Origin of the sequence: Mariniradius saccharolyticus AK6, from assembly GCF_000330725.2 — a bacterium.
Classification (GTDB): domain Bacteria; phylum Bacteroidota; class Bacteroidia; order Cytophagales; family Cyclobacteriaceae; genus Mariniradius; species Mariniradius saccharolyticus.
Genome location: NZ_AMZY02000026.1, coordinates 17878 through 37615, shown reverse-complemented (window position 1 = coordinate 37615; position 19738 = coordinate 17878). Strand labels below are relative to the sequence as shown.

General features: G+C 46.2%; 21 protein-coding genes. 11 read left to right on the top strand and 10 right to left on the bottom strand.

Annotation, left to right across the window (positions count from 1 at the left end):
* Positions 1-26: 26 nt before the first annotated feature.
* The 6 genes from C943_RS22665 to C943_RS20605 all read right to left on the bottom strand — a co-directional run bounded on the left by C943_RS22665 (position 27) and on the right by C943_RS20605 (position 5502).
* Entirely contained in the window at positions 27-287 is a 261-nt protein-coding gene (locus tag C943_RS22665) for a DUF2442 domain-containing protein (RefSeq protein WP_040481655.1), read from the bottom strand.
* A gap of 9 nt (positions 288-296) precedes the next feature.
* Positions 297-530: a DUF4160 domain-containing protein gene (locus tag C943_RS20625; protein WP_281166964.1), complete on the bottom strand. Its 234-nt coding sequence runs from the start codon at positions 528-530 to the stop codon at positions 297-299.
* Positions 531-649: 119 nt separating this feature from the next.
* Complete coding sequence (locus C943_RS20620) at positions 650-1174, bottom strand: FKBP-type peptidyl-prolyl cis-trans isomerase (RefSeq protein ID WP_008631867.1); 525 nt, start codon at positions 1172-1174, stop codon at positions 650-652.
* A 14-nt stretch (positions 1175-1188) separates the two neighbouring features.
* Positions 1189-1506, bottom strand: a complete 318-nt coding sequence (locus C943_RS20615) for a hypothetical protein (protein WP_008631865.1) — start codon at positions 1504-1506, stop codon at positions 1189-1191.
* 96 nt (positions 1507-1602) lie between these two features.
* Positions 1603-4377, bottom strand: a complete 2775-nt coding sequence (gene leuS / locus C943_RS20610; RefSeq protein ID WP_008631864.1) for a leucine--tRNA ligase — start codon at positions 4375-4377, stop codon at positions 1603-1605.
* 189 nt (positions 4378-4566) lie between these two features.
* Positions 4567-5502 (bottom strand): hypothetical protein, encoded by a 936-nt coding sequence (locus C943_RS20605; protein WP_008631863.1) that lies wholly within the window; start codon positions 5500-5502, stop codon positions 4567-4569.
* Between the two features lie 299 nt (positions 5503-5801).
* Between C943_RS20605 and C943_RS20595 the strand changes: the two genes are divergently transcribed.
* Both C943_RS20595 and C943_RS20590 read left to right on the top strand, forming a co-directional pair.
* On the top strand, positions 5802-7343 hold the full coding sequence (locus C943_RS20595; RefSeq protein ID WP_008631859.1) for a bifunctional GNAT family N-acetyltransferase/carbon-nitrogen hydrolase family protein: 1542 nt from the start codon (positions 5802-5804) through the stop codon (positions 7341-7343).
* A 223-nt stretch (positions 7344-7566) separates the two neighbouring features.
* The gene (locus tag C943_RS20590; protein ID WP_008631857.1) at positions 7567-9258 is read left to right on the top strand and encodes a L,D-transpeptidase family protein; all 1692 of its coding nucleotides are present in this window, start codon (positions 7567-7569) and stop codon (positions 9256-9258) included.
* On the opposite strand, the gene C943_RS20585 is transcribed toward C943_RS20590, so the two are convergent.
* Positions 9247-9957: a murein L,D-transpeptidase catalytic domain family protein gene (locus C943_RS20585; RefSeq protein ID WP_008631854.1), complete on the bottom strand. Its 711-nt coding sequence runs from the start codon at positions 9955-9957 to the stop codon at positions 9247-9249. The genes C943_RS20590 and C943_RS20585 overlap by 12 nt on opposite strands.
* A gap of 290 nt (positions 9958-10247) precedes the next feature.
* Here C943_RS20585 and C943_RS20580 point away from each other — a divergent pair, with 290 nt between their 5' ends.
* The 8 genes from C943_RS20580 (at position 10248) to C943_RS20545 (ending at position 15627) form a co-directional block, all read left to right on the top strand.
* Positions 10248-10658 (top strand): 6-pyruvoyl trahydropterin synthase family protein, encoded by a 411-nt coding sequence (locus C943_RS20580; RefSeq protein ID WP_008631852.1) that lies wholly within the window; start codon positions 10248-10250, stop codon positions 10656-10658.
* Positions 10618-11313 (top strand): GTP cyclohydrolase I FolE, encoded by a 696-nt coding sequence (folE, locus tag C943_RS20575; protein ID WP_040481647.1) that lies wholly within the window; start codon positions 10618-10620, stop codon positions 11311-11313. Before C943_RS20580 ends, folE begins: the two co-directional genes overlap by 41 nt.
* A 170-nt stretch (positions 11314-11483) precedes the next feature.
* Positions 11484-12167: an SDR family NAD(P)-dependent oxidoreductase gene (locus C943_RS20570; protein WP_040481645.1), complete on the top strand. Its 684-nt coding sequence runs from the start codon at positions 11484-11486 to the stop codon at positions 12165-12167.
* A 78-nt stretch (positions 12168-12245) separates the two neighbouring features.
* Complete coding sequence (locus C943_RS20565) at positions 12246-12509, top strand: hypothetical protein (RefSeq protein ID WP_008631847.1); 264 nt, start codon at positions 12246-12248, stop codon at positions 12507-12509.
* Between the two features lie 19 nt (positions 12510-12528).
* Complete coding sequence (locus tag C943_RS20560) at positions 12529-12972, top strand: hypothetical protein (RefSeq protein ID WP_040481643.1); 444 nt, start codon at positions 12529-12531, stop codon at positions 12970-12972.
* Positions 12969-13598, top strand: a complete 630-nt coding sequence (locus tag C943_RS20555; protein WP_008631845.1) for a flavin reductase family protein — start codon at positions 12969-12971, stop codon at positions 13596-13598. Before C943_RS20560 ends, C943_RS20555 begins: the two co-directional genes overlap by 4 nt.
* Positions 13595-14602 carry a ligase-associated DNA damage response exonuclease gene (locus tag C943_RS20550; protein WP_008631844.1) on the top strand — a complete coding sequence of 336 codons (1008 nt, stop codon included), beginning with the start codon at positions 13595-13597 and terminating at the stop codon, positions 14600-14602. Before C943_RS20555 ends, C943_RS20550 begins: the two co-directional genes overlap by 4 nt.
* Positions 14603-14637: 35 nt before the next feature.
* The gene (locus C943_RS20545) at positions 14638-15627 is read left to right on the top strand and encodes a phosphotriesterase family protein (RefSeq protein WP_008631843.1); all 990 of its coding nucleotides are present in this window, start codon (positions 14638-14640) and stop codon (positions 15625-15627) included.
* Between the two features lie 83 nt (positions 15628-15710).
* Here the strand turns inward: C943_RS20545 and C943_RS22660 are convergent, their stop codons facing one another.
* The 3 genes from C943_RS22660 to C943_RS20530 all read right to left on the bottom strand — a co-directional run bounded on the left by C943_RS22660 (position 15711) and on the right by C943_RS20530 (position 17231).
* Positions 15711-16001, bottom strand: coding sequence for a type II toxin-antitoxin system RelE/ParE family toxin (locus C943_RS22660; RefSeq protein ID WP_040481640.1), 291 nt, complete (start codon positions 15999-16001; stop codon positions 15711-15713).
* The gene (locus C943_RS20535; protein WP_040481638.1) at positions 15998-16231 is read right to left on the bottom strand and encodes a hypothetical protein; all 234 of its coding nucleotides are present in this window, start codon (positions 16229-16231) and stop codon (positions 15998-16000) included. Before C943_RS20535 ends, C943_RS22660 begins: the two co-directional genes overlap by 4 nt.
* Positions 16232-16331: 100 nt before the next feature.
* Complete coding sequence (locus C943_RS20530) at positions 16332-17231, bottom strand: restriction endonuclease (RefSeq protein WP_008631837.1); 900 nt, start codon at positions 17229-17231, stop codon at positions 16332-16334.
* Positions 17232-17758: 527 nt separating this feature from the next.
* Here C943_RS20530 and guaA point away from each other — a divergent pair.
* Positions 17759-19288 (top strand): glutamine-hydrolyzing GMP synthase, encoded by a 1530-nt coding sequence (gene guaA, locus C943_RS20525; protein ID WP_008631835.1) that lies wholly within the window; start codon positions 17759-17761, stop codon positions 19286-19288.
* The last annotated feature ends 450 nt before the right edge of the window (positions 19289-19738 follow it).

Genomic DNA, 19738 nt, shown 5'->3' with positions numbered 1-19738 from the left:
CAGCAGAACTGCATCTAATAAAAGTACTAAGGATGGCTTATGGTTTCGCCTTGACTCTTGTAGCTAATCAAGAAGTCGGGACAGAAATCGAAATCATTTGGCCAAAAAATACCCCTTCCTCCCTCATACAATTTCACTTGGTGAAAAAAATTGAGATCTCTCAATCGACTGGACAAGGCATCATCACCAATGAAACTGCTAAAGTCAACCAAGTTTTTCGAGCCATCGCTAAAATAAAACCTGATTTTCCAATCCCCAACGAATTCAAATTTCTCAATCTTAACCATAATTCAATGTTAATCAAGTGGTTCGATCTTTTCTAACTCTTTCCTTAAACGTGCTCTCTCCCAATTTGATTCCAATTCAGCCCTGTGGTCCGATGCCCATTCCATCACCAATAACTTTGCCCTTTTTGGTATAGTTCCGCTCAGAACTTCTAACGTGTGAATGTCTACTATCGCTTCATGATCTTGATAAATGACATGAAAATGCGGCGGATTATGATCATTGTAAAACATTCTAATGATCATCCCATAGAATCTACTGATCTCAGGCATCGATTTTTCTCAAAACAAATATGAAAAACGGAAGGATAATATGTCGGAAATCCCCAAATATACCTTTCGTATCTATCTGACTTAGCATCCATTTAATGCTGAAACCCATGATCGCCATGTACATGGCCATGGGCGATTTCTTCGGCAGTTGCGGCCCGCACCTCAAAGACTTCTCCTTCGAAATGTAGGTCAAAACCAACCAAGGGATGATTGAAGTCCAATAACACCTCATCTCCCAAATCCTTCAGCACCTTGGCCTGCAGCGGATAACCGTTCTCGTCCATAAGGGGAAGAAAGTTTCCCTCTTCGAGCATTTCAGGCTCGAAGCCTTGGGCGGCAGTAAATTGGCTTTTAGGAAGCGCCATGATCAGTTCCTCATCTGCGTCACCATAGGCATCGGCGGAACTGATCGTGAAGAGGAATCCTTCTCCCTGTTTTTTTCCAATCAGATATTCCTCAAACTTCTCGGGCAATCCGCTGTTTCCAAACAAAAAGAAAAATGGATCATCCTCGTCGCGTACTTCTACGCTGAAAGGTTCAGATTCTATATCGTCGAGCTCTTTGCTGACTTTCAGGTCGTAGGTGAGCCCCACGACGGTGTTGTGTTTGATTTCCATGCGGCAAAGTTAGGTTATTTTATTGCCCCATTTATCATGATACCCAAAATACCCAGCATACTGGCCACAAATAACAACATGACGAAGCCCCATTTTTTCTTCCATGTGAAATAGACGCTTCCCAGGAAAACGAGGAAAAAGTAAATCCCAAAAATAACCAACACCCTTTGGTACAATCCAATCGAACCGTGGAAATAAGGGCTCAATGGATGCTCCGGAATGAGCTCTGGGACTTCTCCCAACCACTTTATCGCAATCCATTCCCTCAGGTATGAATAAGCCAATATGCCTGAAGAGGCGATCGCGGCAAATGCGATGAAGAACTTGTTCATGGAAAACGAAATAGAGTGGTTGGGGATTGGATTATATTAATTGGCGCATGTCCACGCTACGTTCCCGTAAGGCTCGTACTTCGTACTTGCTTCACCTCAAATCACAATATTGACAATCTTCCCTGGGACGACGATCACTTTTTTTGGAGGATTTCCTTCTGTCCATTTTATTACAGCTGGATCCGCCAAAGCTGCTTGCTCGACTTCTGCCACGGAAAGTGACAGCGAAAGGGAAACCTTGGCCCGCATTTTTCCATTGATCGAAACGGGATATTCGTGGCTGTCCTCTACTAGAAAGGCCTCGTTAAATTTAGGAAACTGGGCGTAAATGATCGACTCCTGATGTCCCAGCAGGGACCAAAGCTCTTCTGCAATATGGGGCGCATAGGGAGAAATGATGATCACCAAAGGCTCCAAAATCTCCCGCTTGTTGCATTTCAAAGCAGTCAACTCATTGACGCAAATCATGAAAGACGCGACGGAGGTATTGAAGGAATGGTTTTCCAGATCTTCCTCAGTCTTTTTGATCGCCTTGTGCAGCGCTTTCAATTCTTCCTTGGTAGCTTTCTCTTCACTCACCGCAAGGTTGCCTTGTTGATCATGGTAGAGCTTCCAAAGTTTCTTCAGAAACTTCGACACACCGTCTATGCCGTTGGTATTCCAAGGCTTAAATTGTTCCAATGGCCCCAAAAACATCTCGTACATGCGCAGGGTATCAGCACCGTATCGCTCGATGATATCGTCCGGATTGACCACATTGTATTTTGACTTGGACATTTTCTCAACTTCTGCACCGCAGATGTATTTGCCCTCTTCAAGTATGAATTCCGCATCGGCCAAGTCAGGGCGCCAAGCTTTGAATTTCTCCAGATTCAGTTGGTCGTTGTGAACGATATTGACGTCGACGTGCATCGCAGAAGTATCGTACTGATCCCTCAGGCCGTGGGAAACAAAAGTATTGGTGCCTTTTTGGCGATAGACAAAGTTGGAACGGCCTTGGATCATTCCCTGATTGATCATCTTCTGGAAAGGTTCCTCAAGGCTGACCATTCCGATATCATACAAGAACTTCGTCCAAAATCTGGAATATAGCAAATGGCCCGTGGCATGCTCTGCACCTCCAATATATAGGTCCACGCTACCCCAATATTTCTCTTTTTCAGGGTCGACCATCATACGATCGTTTTGCGGGTCCATGTATCGGAAAAAGTACCAGCTTGATCCCGCCCAGCCTGGCATGGTGCTTTTTTCCAAAGGAAATTCACCATCCTCGGTTTTGTAAACCCAATCTTTTGCCCGACCCAAAGGTGGTTCACCATCTTCGGTGGGCAAATATTTATCCACCTCAGGAAGCACCAAAGGCAAATCCTTTTCATCCATCAAATAGGGCAGCCCGTCTTTGAAGTAAACAGGAAGTGGCTCACCCCAATAGCGCTGCCTAGTAAAAATCGCATCCCGCATGCGGTATTGGATTTTGCCTTTCCCGATTTTCTTTTCTTCCAAAAAAGCAATGGCCTTATTCATCGCATCCTTCATTTCCATGTTGGAGATGAAACCGGAATTGATGATGGTGCCGCCTTTTCCGGGGAAGGAACCGTTTTCCATACTGCCCTCGATCACTTGCCGGATCTCCAAGCCAAAATGCTTGGCAAAATTATAGTCCCGCTCATCATGGGCAGGTACAGCCATGACGGCACCCGTCCCGTAACCGGCCAAAACATAATCCGCCACCCAAATCTGGATCTCCTCACCATTGAATGGATTGATGGCATAAGACCCGGTGAAAGCCCCCGAAATCGTCTTAACATCGGACATACGGTCACGCTCTGAGCGGTTTTTGGCTACTTCGACGTACGCTTCCGCAGTGGCCCTTTGGTCTTCAGTAATCAATTCCTGCACATAATAGTGCTCAGGTGCCAAAGCCAAATAGGTCACCCCATAAATCGTATCGATACGGGTGGTGAATACCTTGATCTGCAAATCCTTGCCCTTGACCTGAAATACCATCTCGGCACCAATAGACTTGCCGATCCAGTTGCGCTGCATTTCCTTGATGGGCTCTGACCAATCGACTGTCTCCAAGCCTTCCAACAAACGCTCTGCGTAAGCCGTGATGCGCATGCTCCACTGCATCATTTTCTTACGCTCGACGGGATGTCCTCCCCTTTCGGAAAACCCATCCTTTACTTCGTCGTTGGAAAGTACGGTACCCAGTGCAGGACACCAATTGACCGTTGTCTCGGCCAAGAAGGTCAGGCGGTACTTCAGCAGGATTTCCTGTTGCTGTTTTTCTGAGAAACCATTCCAATCGGCTGCTGTGAAGCTCGGCGTATCTTCGTCACAGACCGCATCGATTCCAGCATTGCCCGAAACGATAAATTTCTCAACAAGAGAGGAAATGCTTTTTGCTTTGTTCTCGGACTTGTCATAGTAGCTGTTGAAAAGCTGCATGAAAATCCACTGCGTCCATTTGTAATAAGAAGGATCTGATGTGCGCACTTCCTTTGCCCAGTCAAAGGCAAAGCCTATATTCTTGAGCTGTTCGGTGTAGCGCTGAATATTCTGTTCAGTCGTGATCGCTGGATGTTGCCCGGTTTGGATGGCATATTGTTCGGCCGGCAAGCCGAAGGAATCGTAGCCCATGGGGTGTAGGACATTGTATCCCCGAAGGCGCTTGTAGCGTGTGACGATATCGGAGGCGATATAGCCCAGCGGATGGCCAACATGCAATCCTGCCCCAGAAGGGTAGGGAAACATGTCCAAGGAATAAAACTTTGGCTTTTGATGATCTACTTGGGCATTGAAGACTTGGTTTTTCTCCCAATATGCCTGCCATTTTTTCTCTATTTCCTGAAAATTGTAATCCGCCATAATCGAAGCTTTCCGCTGGTTTTTTTAGAATGCTTGCAAAAATAGGAAAATTGGCGGTAAATCGGGCGTATGGGAGAAGTGGGAGATTATGAGCTGGAATCGAGAAAAACTTGCTTGCCGATTTTTATCCCAGGGAGTAAAAGTAACGCAAGTCCCATGTCTCCCGTCTCAAATCTCAAATCAGAACTATTACCAGAATCGGAAGCTCTTTTCGTTGACTCGGTTTCTGAATATCCAGTTGTCCCAGATGTCTTTGGATAGGTAAATTTCAAGGCCAATATTTAGGGACATAAAACCATCAAATCGATTATCCAGCCCGCTACCCCGACGGATGGCGCCACCATTGTCAAGAATCTTTTGGACATCAGGTTCACCATTGTCGCGGATAAAGGAAGGGTTTCTCACCAAAAGCCTCAACCTGTCAGGTCTCGGCCCCTCTCCATTGGTGCCATAATCCTCGATCACGTCCAAATAAAAATCACGGATATTATAGGCACTGATGTCGTCCATGTAGTCAGTTAGCGTCCAGCGATAGTTCAGTTCTACAGTCAAGTCTGTGTAAACATTCAACTTGTACTTCATACCGATACCGGTAGGAAATACGATGATGTGCTTATCGTAGGGATTATTCTCCAGCTGTAGCGGCCTCAAATCCACCCAAGTGCCGTTGAGTTCGGCCTTGGGGTCGTTGCTGGAGACGCCGACTCCCGCAAATCCATAAAAATTGAAGAAACTCCTCGTGATGTTATAGACTTTTACAGGTTTCAAATGGAATTCCCCCACCATCGATGCTTCCCAGTTTCGCGCCCTGAAATGCAAGTTTCGCGGGTTTCTGTAACTACGTGGATCCGCAGGGGGATCTTGTCCTGAGATTTGGTAATAGGTAAATTCCGCTCTTGCCCTGATGTAGGTTCCCAAGGTCCTACGAACCGCAAAGTTCACATTCCAATCCGGCTGAATACCTTCATTGTACTTCCAAAGCGAATACAATTCCCCAAAATACTGAGTCGGACCGGCTGCTACAGAGACGGACCATGGGGCATCAAAGCGGTATCGATAGAAACTTTGGGCATGCGATTCGATCACAAAAAATACCAGCAAAACAAAAAAAACAATGCGTTTCATGATTGGAAAGGAATATTCGAATATTGGTGATTCGTAGCGAGATAGGGATTAATCAGCGATAAAGAAATGTAAAATTAATTAAAAATTCAAAGTTTGTGTCTTGGAAAAATCATGGAGATTCCTCCCATTATTCCCAAAAAATCCTCTATTGCTGCAAAGCTCCAAAGCGATTTCCCACAAAAACACAAAGGAACGACAGTTTTTTGTAGTTGACCTTCTTCTAACAGAGGAAAAAAAAGACGCGTTTTGCCCAAGAGCTATTTTTGAGGCCATCCATGAAATTTGGTTAATTTTGCCGAATGAGTAAGCAGAGAGAAGAATTAGAGCACCGGTTAAAGCTTCGCCATATCAAGCTTTCGGATTATGAGGATATTCGGGAAATCATGTTTTCTGTCTACAAGGACCAAGGCGGTGCTTGGACCAAACAGGAACTCAAAAACCAACTGAAAGTATTCCCCGATGGCCAAATCTGCATCGAGGACAACGGCAAGGTCGTGGCCGCTGCACTGAGTATCATTGTGGATTACGCCCGATTTGGTGACAACCATACCTACGATCAAATCACCGGCTACGGCAAGTTCGACACGCACGACGACGAGGGGGACACACTCTACGGCACGGATGTTTTTGTTCACCAAGAATATCGTGGATTGCGTTTGGGAAGACGCTTGTACGATGCTCGAAAGGAACTTTGCGAAAATCTCAACCTCCGCTCAATCATTGCCGGCGGCAGGATTCCAGGCTATTTCAGATACGCGGATCAGATGACTCCCCGCAAGTATATCGACTTGGTTAAAAGCAAGGAGATTTTTGACCCGGTATTGTCTTTTCAGCTTGCCAATGAATTCCACGTCCGAAAGGTGATTACCAAATACCTTCCCGAGGATACCGATTCGCGTGCCTATGCGACGTTGCTCGAGTGGATCAACATTTATTATGAAAAGGACGAAAAGCTGATTGGAAACAAAAAATCCATCGTCCGACTCGGCTTGGTGCAGTGGAAAATGCGCCGATTCAATTCCGTGGACGACCTGATGCAGCAAGTAGAGTTTTTTGTGGATACGATCTCAGGTTACAAATCCGATTTCTGTCTTTTGCCGGAGTTTTTCAATGCGCCACTGTTAGCGGAGTTCAATGACATGGATGCCTCGGAAGCCATTCGGAATGTGGCTGACTACACAGACGAGATCGTAAGCCGCATGAGTGACTTGGCACTTTCCTACAACGTCAACATCATCGCAGGCAGCATGCCCGAATATGACGGCAAAAAACTCCGAAACGTGAGCTACCTGTGCCGACGGGACGGTACCACGGACAAGCAATACAAACTGCACATTACCCCGGACGAGCAGTCCTATTGGGGTTTGCAGGGTGGAAACGGTATCAAGGTCTTTGATACGGATGCCGGAAAAATCGGGATCCTGATCTGCTATGACGTCGAGTTTCCTGAATTGGGAAGAATTTTGGCCGAACAACAAATGGATATCCTGTTTGTTCCTTTCTGGACCGACACCAAGAATGCGTTTCTTCGTGTAAATACCTGTGCCAAAGCCAGAGCAGTCGAAAACGAATGCTACGTTGCGATTACCGGATCCGTAGGCAACCTGCCCCGTGTGGAAAACATGGATATTCAATATTCCCAAGCAGCAATCTATTCTCCATCCGATTTTTCATTCCCACATGATGCGACCGTGGCGCAAGCTTCCGAAAACGCCGAAACGACCATTGTGGCTGACGTGGACTTGGATTTGCTTACGAAGCAACGGAAAGCGGGAAGTGTCCGAAACCTCGAGCAGCGGCGACTCGATCTTTACTCTATCCAATGGAAAAAGAAGAAATAGGATTCTGGCTGGAGTTCTGTTAAGAAAAAACCTGAAAAGAGTCGAAAAATTATCGATGAAAGGATAATCCACACGCTAACAAGCCAAGCACCTTATGGGATAAACTTTTATAGGCGTTTGAAGGGGATAAACTAGATTTTTGCGATATTTCCAGCAGTATGCGCGAAAGTTGATTTGCATTTTTTGATCGACATACCCGAGTGATTTTGACTGATTAAATTTTATGAAAAACCTTTTCCTCTCCCTTGCTTGGCTGCTTTTGTTCGGGCAAGCATTTGCCCAACAATCCAATGGGCAAAACGGTATTGCCGGCTATATCCGGTCATCTTTGGAAACCTACAGCCCCGAACAACGGCCGGCTGTGATGGGTACCGAGTTGTACAGTACTGTGGTGATCCATCGGTTTTATGGCGAACGCAATTTTCAGCCGGCATGGATCAAGGACGGCAAAATCCCTGAACTTGCCTACGAAATGCGCTATGAGATCGGACAGTCCAAATTTGATGGATTGAATCCCGTCGACTATCATTTTGCGGCGCTAAACGACTATTTTTCAAGATATGAAGCAGCAAAAAAACAAGGCAAAACTTTGCCCGACAACGAGTTAGCTGCAGTAGATGTCCTCCTGACAGATGCCTTTATCATGATGGGCTCGCATTTGAGTCTGGGCAAAGTCGATCCGGAAAACCTCAAGACTTCGTGGAACATCCAGCGAAATGCACCTGAACTGGTTTTGGACAGAAGGCTGGAAGAGGCCTTGAATGGCGGCGGCATACGGAAGTCACTCCAAGCTCTCTATCCTTCATTTGTCATCTATCGAAAAATGCGGGAAGGGCTGCGTGAATTGTACGACGATATGGAGCGATTTGAAAAACGGCCTTTTGCCCAATGGAAGCCGCTCAAGACCGATAAATCCATCAAGCCCGATGAAAGCAACCCAATGATGCCCGAGATTAGGAAGCGATTGTATTTCTGGGGATACGTGGACGCCTACGAAACGGTGGAGGACAAGGTCTACGATGCAGAACTCGTCGTGGGAATCAAAAAACTCCAGCGCAGACACGGGATGGAACCCGACGGCGTGATTGGGCAAGGAACCATTCAAGCGCTGAACCAAACACCGGAAATGCTGATCCGAACCGCTGCGGTCAATTTGGAGCGGCTGAGATGGCTGCCTGATACGATCAAAGATTCAGAGCTGATTCTCGTCAACACCGCCAACTTCCAGCTGGACTTCCTGCACAATAGGGATACCGTCTTCACGTCCAAGGTAATCGTCGGCAAGAGCTACCATGCCACGCCTCAGTTCAGCGCGGAAATGTCCTATATCGTCTTCAGCCCGACCTGGACGGTACCTACCTCTATCACGAGAACAGAGATAATCCCTGCGGTAAAGAAAAACCGTAACTATCTCGCCAGCAAGAACATGAAATTGCTGAATTCTTCTGGAGGAGTAGTCGACCCTGCATCCATCGATTGGGCAAAGGTCAATCCAAAAACGTTCCCCTATACGGTACGCCAAGAACCCGGCGAATCCAATTCCCTGGGCTTGGCAAAATTCATGTTTCCCAACAAGCACAGCGTCTATATCCACGACACGCCATCCAGAAGTTTGTTTGAAAGGGAAGACCGGGCACTTAGCCATGGCTGCATTAGGATTCAGCGCCCGTTTGATTTTGCAAAATTCCTGCTTTCCCACGACCCAACCTGGACCGATGAACGCATCCGACAAGCCATGCGCCAACCAAAAGAGGTCACCGTGACGCTCAACAGGAAAATACCTGTCGCTATCATCTACATGACCTATTGGGCCAATGGCGGCGGGGAAATGTTTTTTAGAAGTGATATTTACGGACGTGATGCCGAGATAGCCAAAGCACTGAAAGAATCGAAGGGAATCAAATCAGGCATTTAGAAACTTTGATTTGCTGAGGTAGCTGGAATCTTTTCCAAAAATGAAAAGAAGCGATTGGTCTTTGATTAGGTCTATCACTTCTTTGGCTAACTCTTCCGGCAAAGCGGGACAACCCAGGCTTCTTCCCAATCTTCCCGTCTGCTTGATAAACTGCTCCCGCGCATAGTCCGCACCGTGGATGACAATGGCACGCTCCCGGGCTTTGTCATTGAAGCCTTGTTCCAATCCATCCAAACGGAGCGAATAACCGTGTTTGCCTTGGTAAGTTTCACCGGTGAGATAGAATCCGAGGCTGCTCATATAGGACGAACTCACATTGGAGAAACGCTCTGCAATAAGGTCCCCGGAATTTCTCCCATGTGACACGACTCCGTGGTGCAGGAATTTGCCTTCTTCCATATCAATGACCCACATCCGCTTTTCTGTGGAAGGAAGGGTGAAGTCAATCACCGTGAGCGGCTTTCCTTTGGGGAGTTTGCCTTCATCCTGCAATTTCAGATATCCCTTGATGCCAAAAGCCAGCACATCGCGGTTTGGAAGGTCCTTGTCAATATTAGCGGAGTTGCTACTGATCATCTCGATGAAATGGTCTTCAAACGAGATTTCCCTCAAAATCGAGGATGGGGAACTGTTTACGTTGACCAAAGTCAACAGGCTGCTACCGAGCAGTAGGGAGATGGCGAGGGTGATTCTTCTCATTACTGGGCTGATATTCTTTAGATTACAAATGAAAAACGATTTTCCTGTTAACGCAAACGAGCTGCCAATTAATTCCACGATTGCAGAAATTATTGTCCCAAAGTACCATCTTTGTCTTTCACATCCTAAATGGAACTGTTTGGAGGGGCCGAGTTGTTAGCAATTTGCCTTTTGGCAATAGGACAAACTATCGCCATAATTTGGGTTTATTATCAATGGTTTGGAAATTTTGTTTAAAGATTTTATAATTAAATTAAACAAAATCAAAAGAACCTCGGTTAGTAAAGGAAATGAAAATAGCGGTCTACAGAAAAGAGCACTTTAACGCAGCGCACAGGCTACACAATCCTGATTGGAGTGATGAGCAAAACAAAGCGGTATTTGGAAAATGTAACAACCCCAATTTTCATGGTCACAATTATGAGTTGATTGTAAAGCTTCTCGGACCGATTGATCCACAAACAGGCTACGTATTTGATATGAAAATATTGAGCGATCTCATCAAAGAGAACGTATTGGATAAATTCGACCACAAAAACTTAAATCTGGATACCGATGAATTCAAAAAACTCAACCCAACTGCGGAAAACATTGCAGTGGTTATTTGGAATATTTTAAGGAAAAAAATTGACAACAAATACGAATTAACGATTCGACTATATGAAACAGAAAGAAACTTTGTTGAATACGATGGGAATTGATTTTTCCCATTCCATCGACGAAATCGGCGACGAACATGTCGGAACCTCCATCGATACACCGCTGCGCGAAGATGCCTTCGAGATGGATGATGACCTTAAGATTGAACTGATCGAAAAGCATTTTAAGGAAATCATGTACGTTTTGGGCTTGGACTTGACGGATGATAGCCTCAAAGGCACTCCAAAAAGGGTGGCCAAAATGTACGTAAAAGAGATTTTCAGCGGCTTGAACCCAAAAAACAAGCCTGATGCGAAACTTTTTGAAAACAAATACAAATACAATGAAATGCTCGTGGAAAAGGATATCACGTTCTTTTCAAATTGCGAGCACCACTTTGTACCCATCTATGGCAAAGCACACGTTGCCTATATTTCCAATGGCAATGTGATTGGCCTTTCAAAAATCAACCGAATCGTTCAGTACTACTCCAAGCGCCCACAGGTACAGGAGAGATTGACGATGCAGATTGGCAACGAACTGAAAGAAGCTTTGGGAACAGAAGATGTGGCAGTGGTATTGGATGCACACCACATGTGTGTATCGACCCGCGGTGTACAGGATGTCAACAGCTCGACGGTGACTTCTTTCTACTCCGGAAAATTTGAAAGAGACGAAAATGCAAGGGCTGAATTCATGAAATACATCAGCTTGTAAACATAAATCGAAGACTGAACCAACGAAAAACCGGACAAAAGTCCGGTTTTTTTGTTTCTAGGAGCAGGTATAGGCAAATCCGGTCATTTGCATGTCATCGAGAACATTTTCTTTTGCCCTTACTCCAAACAAAATCCACACTTTTTGATTTTGTAAAAAAGTCAAACCAAATGGATCAAAAAAACATCGTCGTCATCGGTGGTAACACAGGAATCGGGAAATCCCTTGTCGAAATACTGGAGCGGAAAGGCGCCAGGGTGTACGCTTATTCACGCACATCCCCGGATCGAATTTTGGACGTGCGGGATACGTTTGACAGCATTCCTGATTTGCCGGAGACGATCGACGGCTTGGTCTATTGTCCGGGCACAATCAACCTGAAACCCTTCCATCGCCTCACAATAGCCGATTTTCAGCAGGATTATGAAGTCAACGTCCTGGGTGCCGTCAAGGTCCTACAGGCCTCCCTCAAAGGACTGAAAAAATCCCCCTCAGCGTCGGTCGTGATGTTTTCGACAGTGGCGGTGCAGATGGGACACGGCTTCCATGCTTCCATTGCCAGTGCCAAAGGCGCAGTGGAAGGATTGGTAAGGTCATTAGCGGCAGAATGGGCCACCAACAAAATCCGGGTGAATGCGATCGCGCCGTCATTGACCGATACGCCCTTGGCAACCCAATTATTGGGAACGGAAGAAAAGAAGGAAGCATCCAACAAGAGGCATCCACTTGGAAGATATGGGAAACCGGAGGAAGTGGCGGCAGCAGCCGCGTTTTTGCTTTCGGATGAATCGGGCTGGATGACGGGACAGATCATTCACATAGACGGAGGAATGTCTTCTGTAAAGACGATCTGATAGGATAGTTTGAACAATTCAAAGGGTTTGATGGTATTATGGTTGGGTATTTCCCCTGAGTAAAAAAGTACGAGAATTATGAGGACTCCACCGGAATCATTTTTGATTTTCAAGGAAGAACTGGAAAAAGCGAGGCTCGAGAAAGAGCGGCTCAAACGGGAGTATGAAGCCAAACTGGTAGAACTGAATCGTGAGTTGGGCAGGCTGAAAGAACAGATTCAATCGCAACAGGAATTGATTAGGACAACTTTGGAATACGCCATTCGTTTGGAAGAGAACATTGGTAACTTCAAAAATGAAGTCACCAATGGCAGCAATTTAAAAAACCGCTCATTTCACTAAATCCATCCACCCGATTAGAATGATTATGACAGCCAATGCCATTGACACCAACAATTTCGATTTGGTGATTGACGAGAGATACGCCAAAGTCTATGCGAATCAAGAAAAAGGGATGATTATCTGCGAGCTACTGACCGATTATGTGCCGATAGAAGATTTCAAGCTTGTTTTTCATCAAATCACCGATATCGCCCGTTCCGGAAAATACAATAAGTTCATATTCGACAAGCGTGCCCTGCGTGCATTCCACCAACCTACCATGGAGTGGTATTTTCTGGATTGGAAAAAAGAAGTCCTGCAACTCGGTATCAACAAGCACCGCAAAATCCTTCCCCCCGAAAAATGGTTTGAGAAGATGGTGATGATCGCCAAGGAGCAAATCACACAAAACAACCCCGATAACATCATCCATCTCTTGGACATCAAGTATTGCGATTCCATCGAAGAAGCGATTCTGATATGATGCGTCATTTTGACAAAAAGTCCATCCTCGAAGCTGATTCCTCTTACCGGAGGGATTTGATCAATTGCCTTTCGGGTTACAAAAGCCTCAACCTCATCGGCACCAAAAGCCAAGCGGGGATCAGCAACTTGGCGCCATTTTCACAAGTATTTCATATCGGCGCCACGCCACCATTGGTGGGAATACTGTTTAGACCACACACCGTCGAGCGGCACACGCTGCAAAATATCTTGGACACAGGTTTTTTCACTTTGAACCATGTCTCAGAAGCATTTTACAAACAGGCCCACCAAACGGCCGCAAGGTTTGAAGGATCTGAGTTTGAGGGAACGGGTCTGGAAGAGGAGTATCTGGATGCTTTCTTCGCTCCCTTTGTCAAATTGAGCAAAGTGAAGCTTGCCTGTCAACTTGTAGAGCAGCAAACCTTGGCCATCAATGGCACCGTACTGGTGATCGGTAGCATAGAGCACATTTGGCTGGACGAAACAGGCCTTCGGGCTGATGGTTCATTGGACCTGAACGCGCTGGGTACCGTGACGGTATCAGGCTTGGACGAGTACCACGTTGGGAAAAAATTGGCTAGATTGAGCTATCCCAAAGTCGGAAAGCCTGTCCAAGAAATATGAAACTCCTTGAGTTGAGCCCATCGGGCTTGTATTGTCCACCTGCCGACGCCTTCATCGATCCTTGGCGGCCGGTTAAAAAGGCAATCATCACCCATGCCCACTCCGACCATGCCCGCTGGGGTATGAAGCATTATTTGGCTCACCAAGATTCCGCCGAAGTCCTCAAACTGCGCTTGGGCCAAGACATTTCCCTACAGACCATTCCATACGAAGAATCCATCGAGATCAACGGCGTGCGCATTTCCCTGCATCCGGCGGGGCATATTCCCGGTTCGGCGCAAGTCCGACTGGAACACCGAGGAAAAGTCGCGGTAGTAAGTGGGGACTACAAGGTCGAAGCCGATGGACTTTCCAAAGCCTTTGAGCCTGTCACCTGCCACGAGTTTGTATCGGAATGTACTTTTGGATTGCCCATTTACAAATGGGAAAAGCAGTCTCTGATTTTTGAAAGCATCAATACCTGGTGGAAACAGAATGCCGAAAATGGCCTAAACTCAGTTCTTTTTGCCTATTCACTTGGCAAGGCACAACGCATCCTCAATCACTTGGAAACTTCCATTGGGCCGGTATTCGTGCATGGCTCCATCTGGCAGACCAACCAAGCCCTGATCGCCAACGGGCTCCAGGTGCTTGACTCACCCAAAGCGGAAGCCGATACCCTAAAAGCAAAGATGAAGGGAGCGATGATCATAGCCCCGCCCTCTGCGATGGGTAGTCCTTGGATGAAAAAGTTCAGTCCCTACCGCACGGGAATCTGCTCGGGCTGGATGAATGTCCGCGGGGCAAGGCGCAGGCGGGCCGCCGATATCGGTTTTGTACTCTCGGACCATGCCGATTGGGAAGGTTTGATTGCAGCCATCAAAGGTACACAGGCGGAGAAAGTGTATTTGACCCATGGAAGCACGGCCGTGTTTGCCAGGTATTTGGAAGAAAGCGAAGGCATCCACGCGGTCGAATTGAGAACTCTTTTCCAAGGAGAAAATGGGGATTTGGGGGATAGTTGAATGGTTTTTAACTTGTAGGACAAATCCAAATTCCTATGAGAAATCTGATCCTGATTCTTCTGATCCTATTTGCCTGCCAGCCAAAAAAAGATAATGGAAAGGAACATATTCGCACGGTTTCGGGAGAAACACCAGCAAGTGAAATGGGCGTGTCATTGATCCATGAGCATGTTTTGGTGGATTTCATCGGTGCAGATTCCACGGGATACCATCGCTGGAACAGAGCGGAGGTGGTTGCGCGGGTGATGCCTTTTTTGGAAGCAGCGAAAGCCCGCGGCGTCAAAACCATCGTGGAATGTACCCCTGCTTACTTGGGCAGAGACCCGCTCCTATTGAAGGAACTCTCGGAAAAATCAGGAATCCAATTTTTGACCAATACGGGCTACTATGGCGCCGTTGGGGGAAAGTATCTACCAAAGATTGTCGAAGAAGCTACATCGGATGAACTGGCAGCCATTTGGATCGGGGAAGCCAAGGATGGCATAGAAAACACAGGAATTAAGCCTGGATTTATTAAAATCTCCGTCAATGAGGGAAGCACTTTGAACGCATTGGATGAAAAATTGGTGCGGGCGGCCGCCCTTACCCACCAAGCCACGGGATTATTGATCGTCTCGCATACCGGACCATGGGCGACTGCCAAAGCCCAAATCGAGATTTTGAAATCGATGAATGTGGATCTCGGACATTTTGTGTGGGTACATGCACAAAACGAGAAGGACTTTTCCAGCTACGACACCGCCCATGATTTGGGTGTTTGGATCAGTTTGGATGGCATCGCCTGGGATGTACCCGGCCATCTGGAAAGGCTCAGATATTGCAAAGAAAAGGGACTTCTCGACGGGGTCTTGGTATCGCATGATGCAGGCTGGTACAGTCCGGGCGAGCCCAATGGCGGGGATTTCAAGGGCTATACCGCGTTGTTTGATGAATTGATTCCACAATTGAAATCGGCTGGCTTCACGGAATCAGATATTGATCTCTTGCTTGTCAAAAACCCGCGGGTGGCGTTTTCTTTGGAGTAAAAGTCGGTCCCGAAAGCATCATGAATCAGGAAAATTCCTACGTCGGAATTACGACGAAAATTCGATTCAGAAGAAATCCCAGATCACTTCGGCTTCCTCTTTGGGTCTTGTCTCACATCAAAAAATACCAGTATGATGATTCGTTCCCCCTTGATGCGATAAAATACCCTGGTCTGTTTAGTGATTTGAAAACCCTGGATCTGCTTTTCCGGGACTTCCATGCTACCGATTTCTGGAAAGTTTTCCAGCAGATCAAGAAAATCAACAACCCTTTGTTCAAATGCACGGGCTACTGTTTCTCCAAACCTATTTGAAATATACTCCCTGATCGAGCTGTAGCTTGAAGTAGCTCGTTTGGTCAAAAAAATTCTCATTTTCTGGTTCCGAACACTTCTTCTTTGCTTACCAAATTCTGCTCATCTTCCGATTCGTCGAACGCCAACAGTACTTCCTGTTTTTGCTCTTCTGTCAGTTGCCCCCAGAATTGGCTTCCTTCGCCAAACTCCCTTTTTTTGAGAAAGTCGTACAAAGTCTGTAAAAGTGGCTCACTCTCAATCCCATCAATAATCTTGTGAATGTTGGATTTCAATTCAGTAGTGCTCATTTTCAATGTTATCTAGTCGGTACAATTTATTGAATTATTTGAGATTTTGTCCTAACGTGCCTCCCCGCCGAATCGACATCTCTCAAACTTTTTTTTGAATTCACTTCATTTCGCGGTATTGCTCAAAAAAGGTCATATTAGGCTCGTAAATAGTTTTGGGAACTACTCCCAATTCGACTTTTTCAAACATTTCAACAAGTTTTTCGCCATCAATCAACTCTAGTTTGATGTTTGCTTTCTCGATTTCTATTGCATTTTTTGCAAATGATCCTGTGGTAATCATCAAACCCTTTTCCACACTCCTTCTATTTGTTTCCATTACACCAATAAAGGCTTGCACCTTTTCGGTCGGCACTGTTCCCTGATATCTTTTACATTGAAAAAAGACGCTTAAGCTTACGAACGGGTTGAGCTTCAGAGTAGCATAACCGTCAATACCGCCATCATTTGACCTTTGAGTGATTTCGACATTTTCGAAATTATACTCCTTAAGCAATCGGCCACACAAGTGCTCAAATCCAATCGGAGAGATACTTTGCAAAACCTCAATGAGAGTTGGCTTCACTACCGCTTGACCTTCCTCTGGTTCTGTAGATTCCAATGCCTTTACGACTTTCTCCGTTTCGCCTTCAGTTGAGTTTTTATTTTCTCTTAGTTCCTGGAAAATCTTGACCCATTTTAAGAATATCTCTCGTGACTGTTTTTCATCCAGCCTGGTTGACCAACCTTTTGGAGTTAATGCCCAAACTCCATGTCTGGAAGAATCCAATAATTCTTCCCAAACAAGATATTGTCTAGCCCACGCAATCTGATTCGGAAATTTCAATTGGCCGGATTTCTCGTATCTCGCATTTAAGGTTTCTTCGGGAATGTTTAGATTCTCACCAATTCGACCTGCAATCTCTCTGGGCTTTGCAGAACCTCCCAAGTCCCTAAGGGCATCAATTACAGGCCCAAACCATTTGACAAACTCAGCATTTCCATTCTTCTTTTTACTCATTGATTTATTCAATTAGATATTTTAACTGCGATTGAAAGGTAAAAGATATTTAAAGGTAATTTAAACAATCTCTAGAATCAGTACCTAAACAAACCAGACTCATTTTTAGGAATTATCATCATTCTCAAAAAACCAAAACGAAATAAGTGGCCTATTCAAAGATCCCGAATTGAGGGGATTATTTTCCCCGCCTTTGTGTATGATTTCAATAGATTCCTCCTCCGTTCGAATGACGAGAAAAAGCCCACAGCAAAGAGGAACACTGGCTTAAATCTTGGGATTCCTCCTTCGTCGGAATGACAAAGGAAAGCATGTGCCAGAGAAATACGATAGCTAAAATCCTAGGGATTCCTCCTTCGTCGGAATGACGCCATCGTAACCTTCCAACTTTCTAACCTTAAAACGTTATCAACCCACAGCAATCCCCTCCCCAATTTTTCAATTCTTCATCTTCCAATTTTCCAATCACTCCAAAATAATCTTCTGATTTCCTTTTCCTGTTCTAAGCGCCCGATGTACCTTTGCGCATGGCAGAACAAATCCTGATTCTTGACTTCGGTTCCCAATACACCCAACTGATCGCCCGCAGGGTAAGGGAACTCAATGTATATTGCGAAATCCATCCCTTCAATAAAATCCCTGAAATCACGCCCGATGTCAAAGGGGTGATCCTTTCGGGAAGTCCCTGTTCGGTCAGGGATGCAGGTTCCCCGGACTTGGATCTGGACGCCATCCGCGGCAAACTCCCGCTTTTGGGTGTCTGCTATGGTGCGCAACTTCTCGCCCACAAGTACGGCGGCGAAGTACTGCCCTCCGAAATCCGCGAGTATGGCCGCGCCAACCTCGACCATGTGGACCTGCATTACGACTTGCTCAAGGAAATGACCCATGGCTCGCAGGTGTGGATGTCGCATGGCGATACGATCAAGACGCTACCCGCGGGATTTGACATTATTGCCAGCACCGCCTCAGTGAAGGTGGCTGCCTTTAAAGTGCAGGGTGAGACAACCTACGGCATCCAATTCCACCCGGAAGTCACCCACTCGCTGGAAGGTAAAAACCTCCTCCGCAACTTTGTGGTGCATATCTGCGGCTGTTCGCAGGATTGGACTTCGGATACTTTTATTGATAGCACGATCGATGCGCTCCGTACCAGGTTGGGCAAGGACAAGGTCGTGATGGGGCTATCGGGAGGGGTGGATTCCTCCGTCGCCGCAACTTTGATCCACCGTGCGATCGGCGATCAACTTACCTGTGTGTTTGTCGATAACGGGCTGCTGCGCAAAAATGAGTTCGAAGAAGTACTGGATTCCTATAAGCATTTGGGATTGAATGTCATTGGCGTAGATGCCAAGCAGCGTTTTTATGAGGCATTGGCAGGACTTACGGATCCCGAAGCAAAAAGAAAGGCGATCGGTCGGGTATTTATCGAGGTATTCGACGATGAGGCACACAAGATTGAAGGCGTCAAGTGGCTAGGTCAAGGCACGATTTATCCTGACGTGATCGAATCCGTGTCTGTCAAGGGCCCATCTGCGACGATCAAATCCCACCACAATGTGGGTGGTTTGCCTGATTTCATGAAGTTGTCCGTGGTCGAGCCGCTGAATACCCTGTTCAAGGACGAGGTGCGGGAAGTAGGTCGCGCATTGGAAATTCCCGAAGCAATCATCGGCAGGCATCCGTTTCCCGGACCTGGATTGGCAATCCGTATTTTGGGTGACATCACGGCTGAAAAAGTCAAAACACTTCAAGAAGTGGATCATATATTTATCCAAGGACTCAAGGAGCACGGCCTTTACGACAAAGTCTGGCAGGCAGGAGCCATCCTCCTTCCGATCCAGTCCGTAGGCGTGATGGGAGACGAAAGGACATATGAAAGAGTCGTGGCCTTGCGCGCAGTTGGTTCTGTGGACGGGATGACAGCAGATTGGATCCATTTGCCATACGAGTTTCTCGGCAAAATGTCCAACGAGATCATCAACCGTGTCAAAGGCGTAAATCGCGTCGTCTACGATATCTCTTCCAAGCCACCGGCTACGATTGAGTGGGAATAGGGGAGTGAATAGTTGATAGTCCATAGTCTATAGCGGAACGTATTGGTTATTGAGTTATTGGTTATTTGGTTGATAGTCGATAGACCATGGTCCATAGCTGAGATCTTGGATTCTCGGCTCTTGCTTCTTGTATCTTGTGTCTTGTGTCTTGCGACTCAGTAAATTGGTTATTGGGTAAATAGTCGATAGACCATGGTCCATGGCAGGTGGTTTCGAAGTTCAGGTGGTAGTTCGTTATTGGGTTATTGGGTTAATAGTTAATAGTCGATAGACCATGGTCCATAGCTGAGATCTTGGATTCTCGGCTCTTGCTTCTTGTATCTTGTGTCTTGAGTCTCATTAAATTGGTTTTTGGGTATATAGTCAATAGACCATGGTCCATAGCTGCGATTCTCGATCCTCTGCTCTTGCTTCTTGTATCTTGTGTCTTGTGTCTTGTATCTTGTGTCT

Excerpts from the sequence above, each read along its gene's own strand:
- C943_RS22665 (WP_040481655.1), bottom strand. The coding sequence starts at position 287 with ATGGTTAAGATTGAGAAATTTGAATTCGTTGGGGATTGGAAAATCAGG.
- C943_RS20625 (WP_281166964.1), bottom strand. The coding sequence starts at position 530 with ATGATCATTAGAATGTTTTACAATGATCATAATCCGCCGCATTTTCAT.
- C943_RS20620 (WP_008631867.1), bottom strand. The coding sequence starts at position 1,174 with ATGGAAATCAAACACAACACCGTCGTGGGGCTCACCTACGACCTGAAA.
- C943_RS20615 (WP_008631865.1), bottom strand. The coding sequence starts at position 1,506 with ATGAACAAGTTCTTCATCGCATTTGCCGCGATCGCCTCTTCAGGCATA.
- leuS (WP_008631864.1), bottom strand. The coding sequence starts at position 4,377 with ATGGCGGATTACAATTTTCAGGAAATAGAGAAAAAATGGCAGGCATAT.
- C943_RS20605 (WP_008631863.1), bottom strand. The coding sequence starts at position 5,502 with ATGAAACGCATTGTTTTTTTTGTTTTGCTGGTATTTTTTGTGATCGAA.
- C943_RS20595 (WP_008631859.1), top strand. The coding sequence starts at position 5,802 with ATGAGTAAGCAGAGAGAAGAATTAGAGCACCGGTTAAAGCTTCGCCAT.
- C943_RS20590 (WP_008631857.1), top strand. The coding sequence starts at position 7,567 with ATGAAAAACCTTTTCCTCTCCCTTGCTTGGCTGCTTTTGTTCGGGCAA.
- C943_RS20585 (WP_008631854.1), bottom strand. The coding sequence starts at position 9,957 with ATGAGAAGAATCACCCTCGCCATCTCCCTACTGCTCGGTAGCAGCCTG.
- C943_RS20580 (WP_008631852.1), top strand. The coding sequence starts at position 10,248 with ATGAAAATAGCGGTCTACAGAAAAGAGCACTTTAACGCAGCGCACAGG.
- folE (WP_040481647.1), top strand. The coding sequence starts at position 10,618 with ATGAAACAGAAAGAAACTTTGTTGAATACGATGGGAATTGATTTTTCC.
- C943_RS20570 (WP_040481645.1), top strand. The coding sequence starts at position 11,484 with ATGGATCAAAAAAACATCGTCGTCATCGGTGGTAACACAGGAATCGGG.
- C943_RS20565 (WP_008631847.1), top strand. The coding sequence starts at position 12,246 with ATGAGGACTCCACCGGAATCATTTTTGATTTTCAAGGAAGAACTGGAA.
- C943_RS20560 (WP_040481643.1), top strand. The coding sequence starts at position 12,529 with ATGATTATGACAGCCAATGCCATTGACACCAACAATTTCGATTTGGTG.
- C943_RS20555 (WP_008631845.1), top strand. The coding sequence starts at position 12,969 with ATGATGCGTCATTTTGACAAAAAGTCCATCCTCGAAGCTGATTCCTCT.
- C943_RS20550 (WP_008631844.1), top strand. The coding sequence starts at position 13,595 with ATGAAACTCCTTGAGTTGAGCCCATCGGGCTTGTATTGTCCACCTGCC.
- C943_RS20545 (WP_008631843.1), top strand. The coding sequence starts at position 14,638 with ATGAGAAATCTGATCCTGATTCTTCTGATCCTATTTGCCTGCCAGCCA.
- C943_RS22660 (WP_040481640.1), bottom strand. The coding sequence starts at position 16,001 with ATGAGAATTTTTTTGACCAAACGAGCTACTTCAAGCTACAGCTCGATC.
- C943_RS20535 (WP_040481638.1), bottom strand. The coding sequence starts at position 16,231 with ATGAGCACTACTGAATTGAAATCCAACATTCACAAGATTATTGATGGG.
- C943_RS20530 (WP_008631837.1), bottom strand. The coding sequence starts at position 17,231 with ATGAGTAAAAAGAAGAATGGAAATGCTGAGTTTGTCAAATGGTTTGGG.
- guaA (WP_008631835.1), top strand. The coding sequence starts at position 17,759 with ATGGCAGAACAAATCCTGATTCTTGACTTCGGTTCCCAATACACCCAA.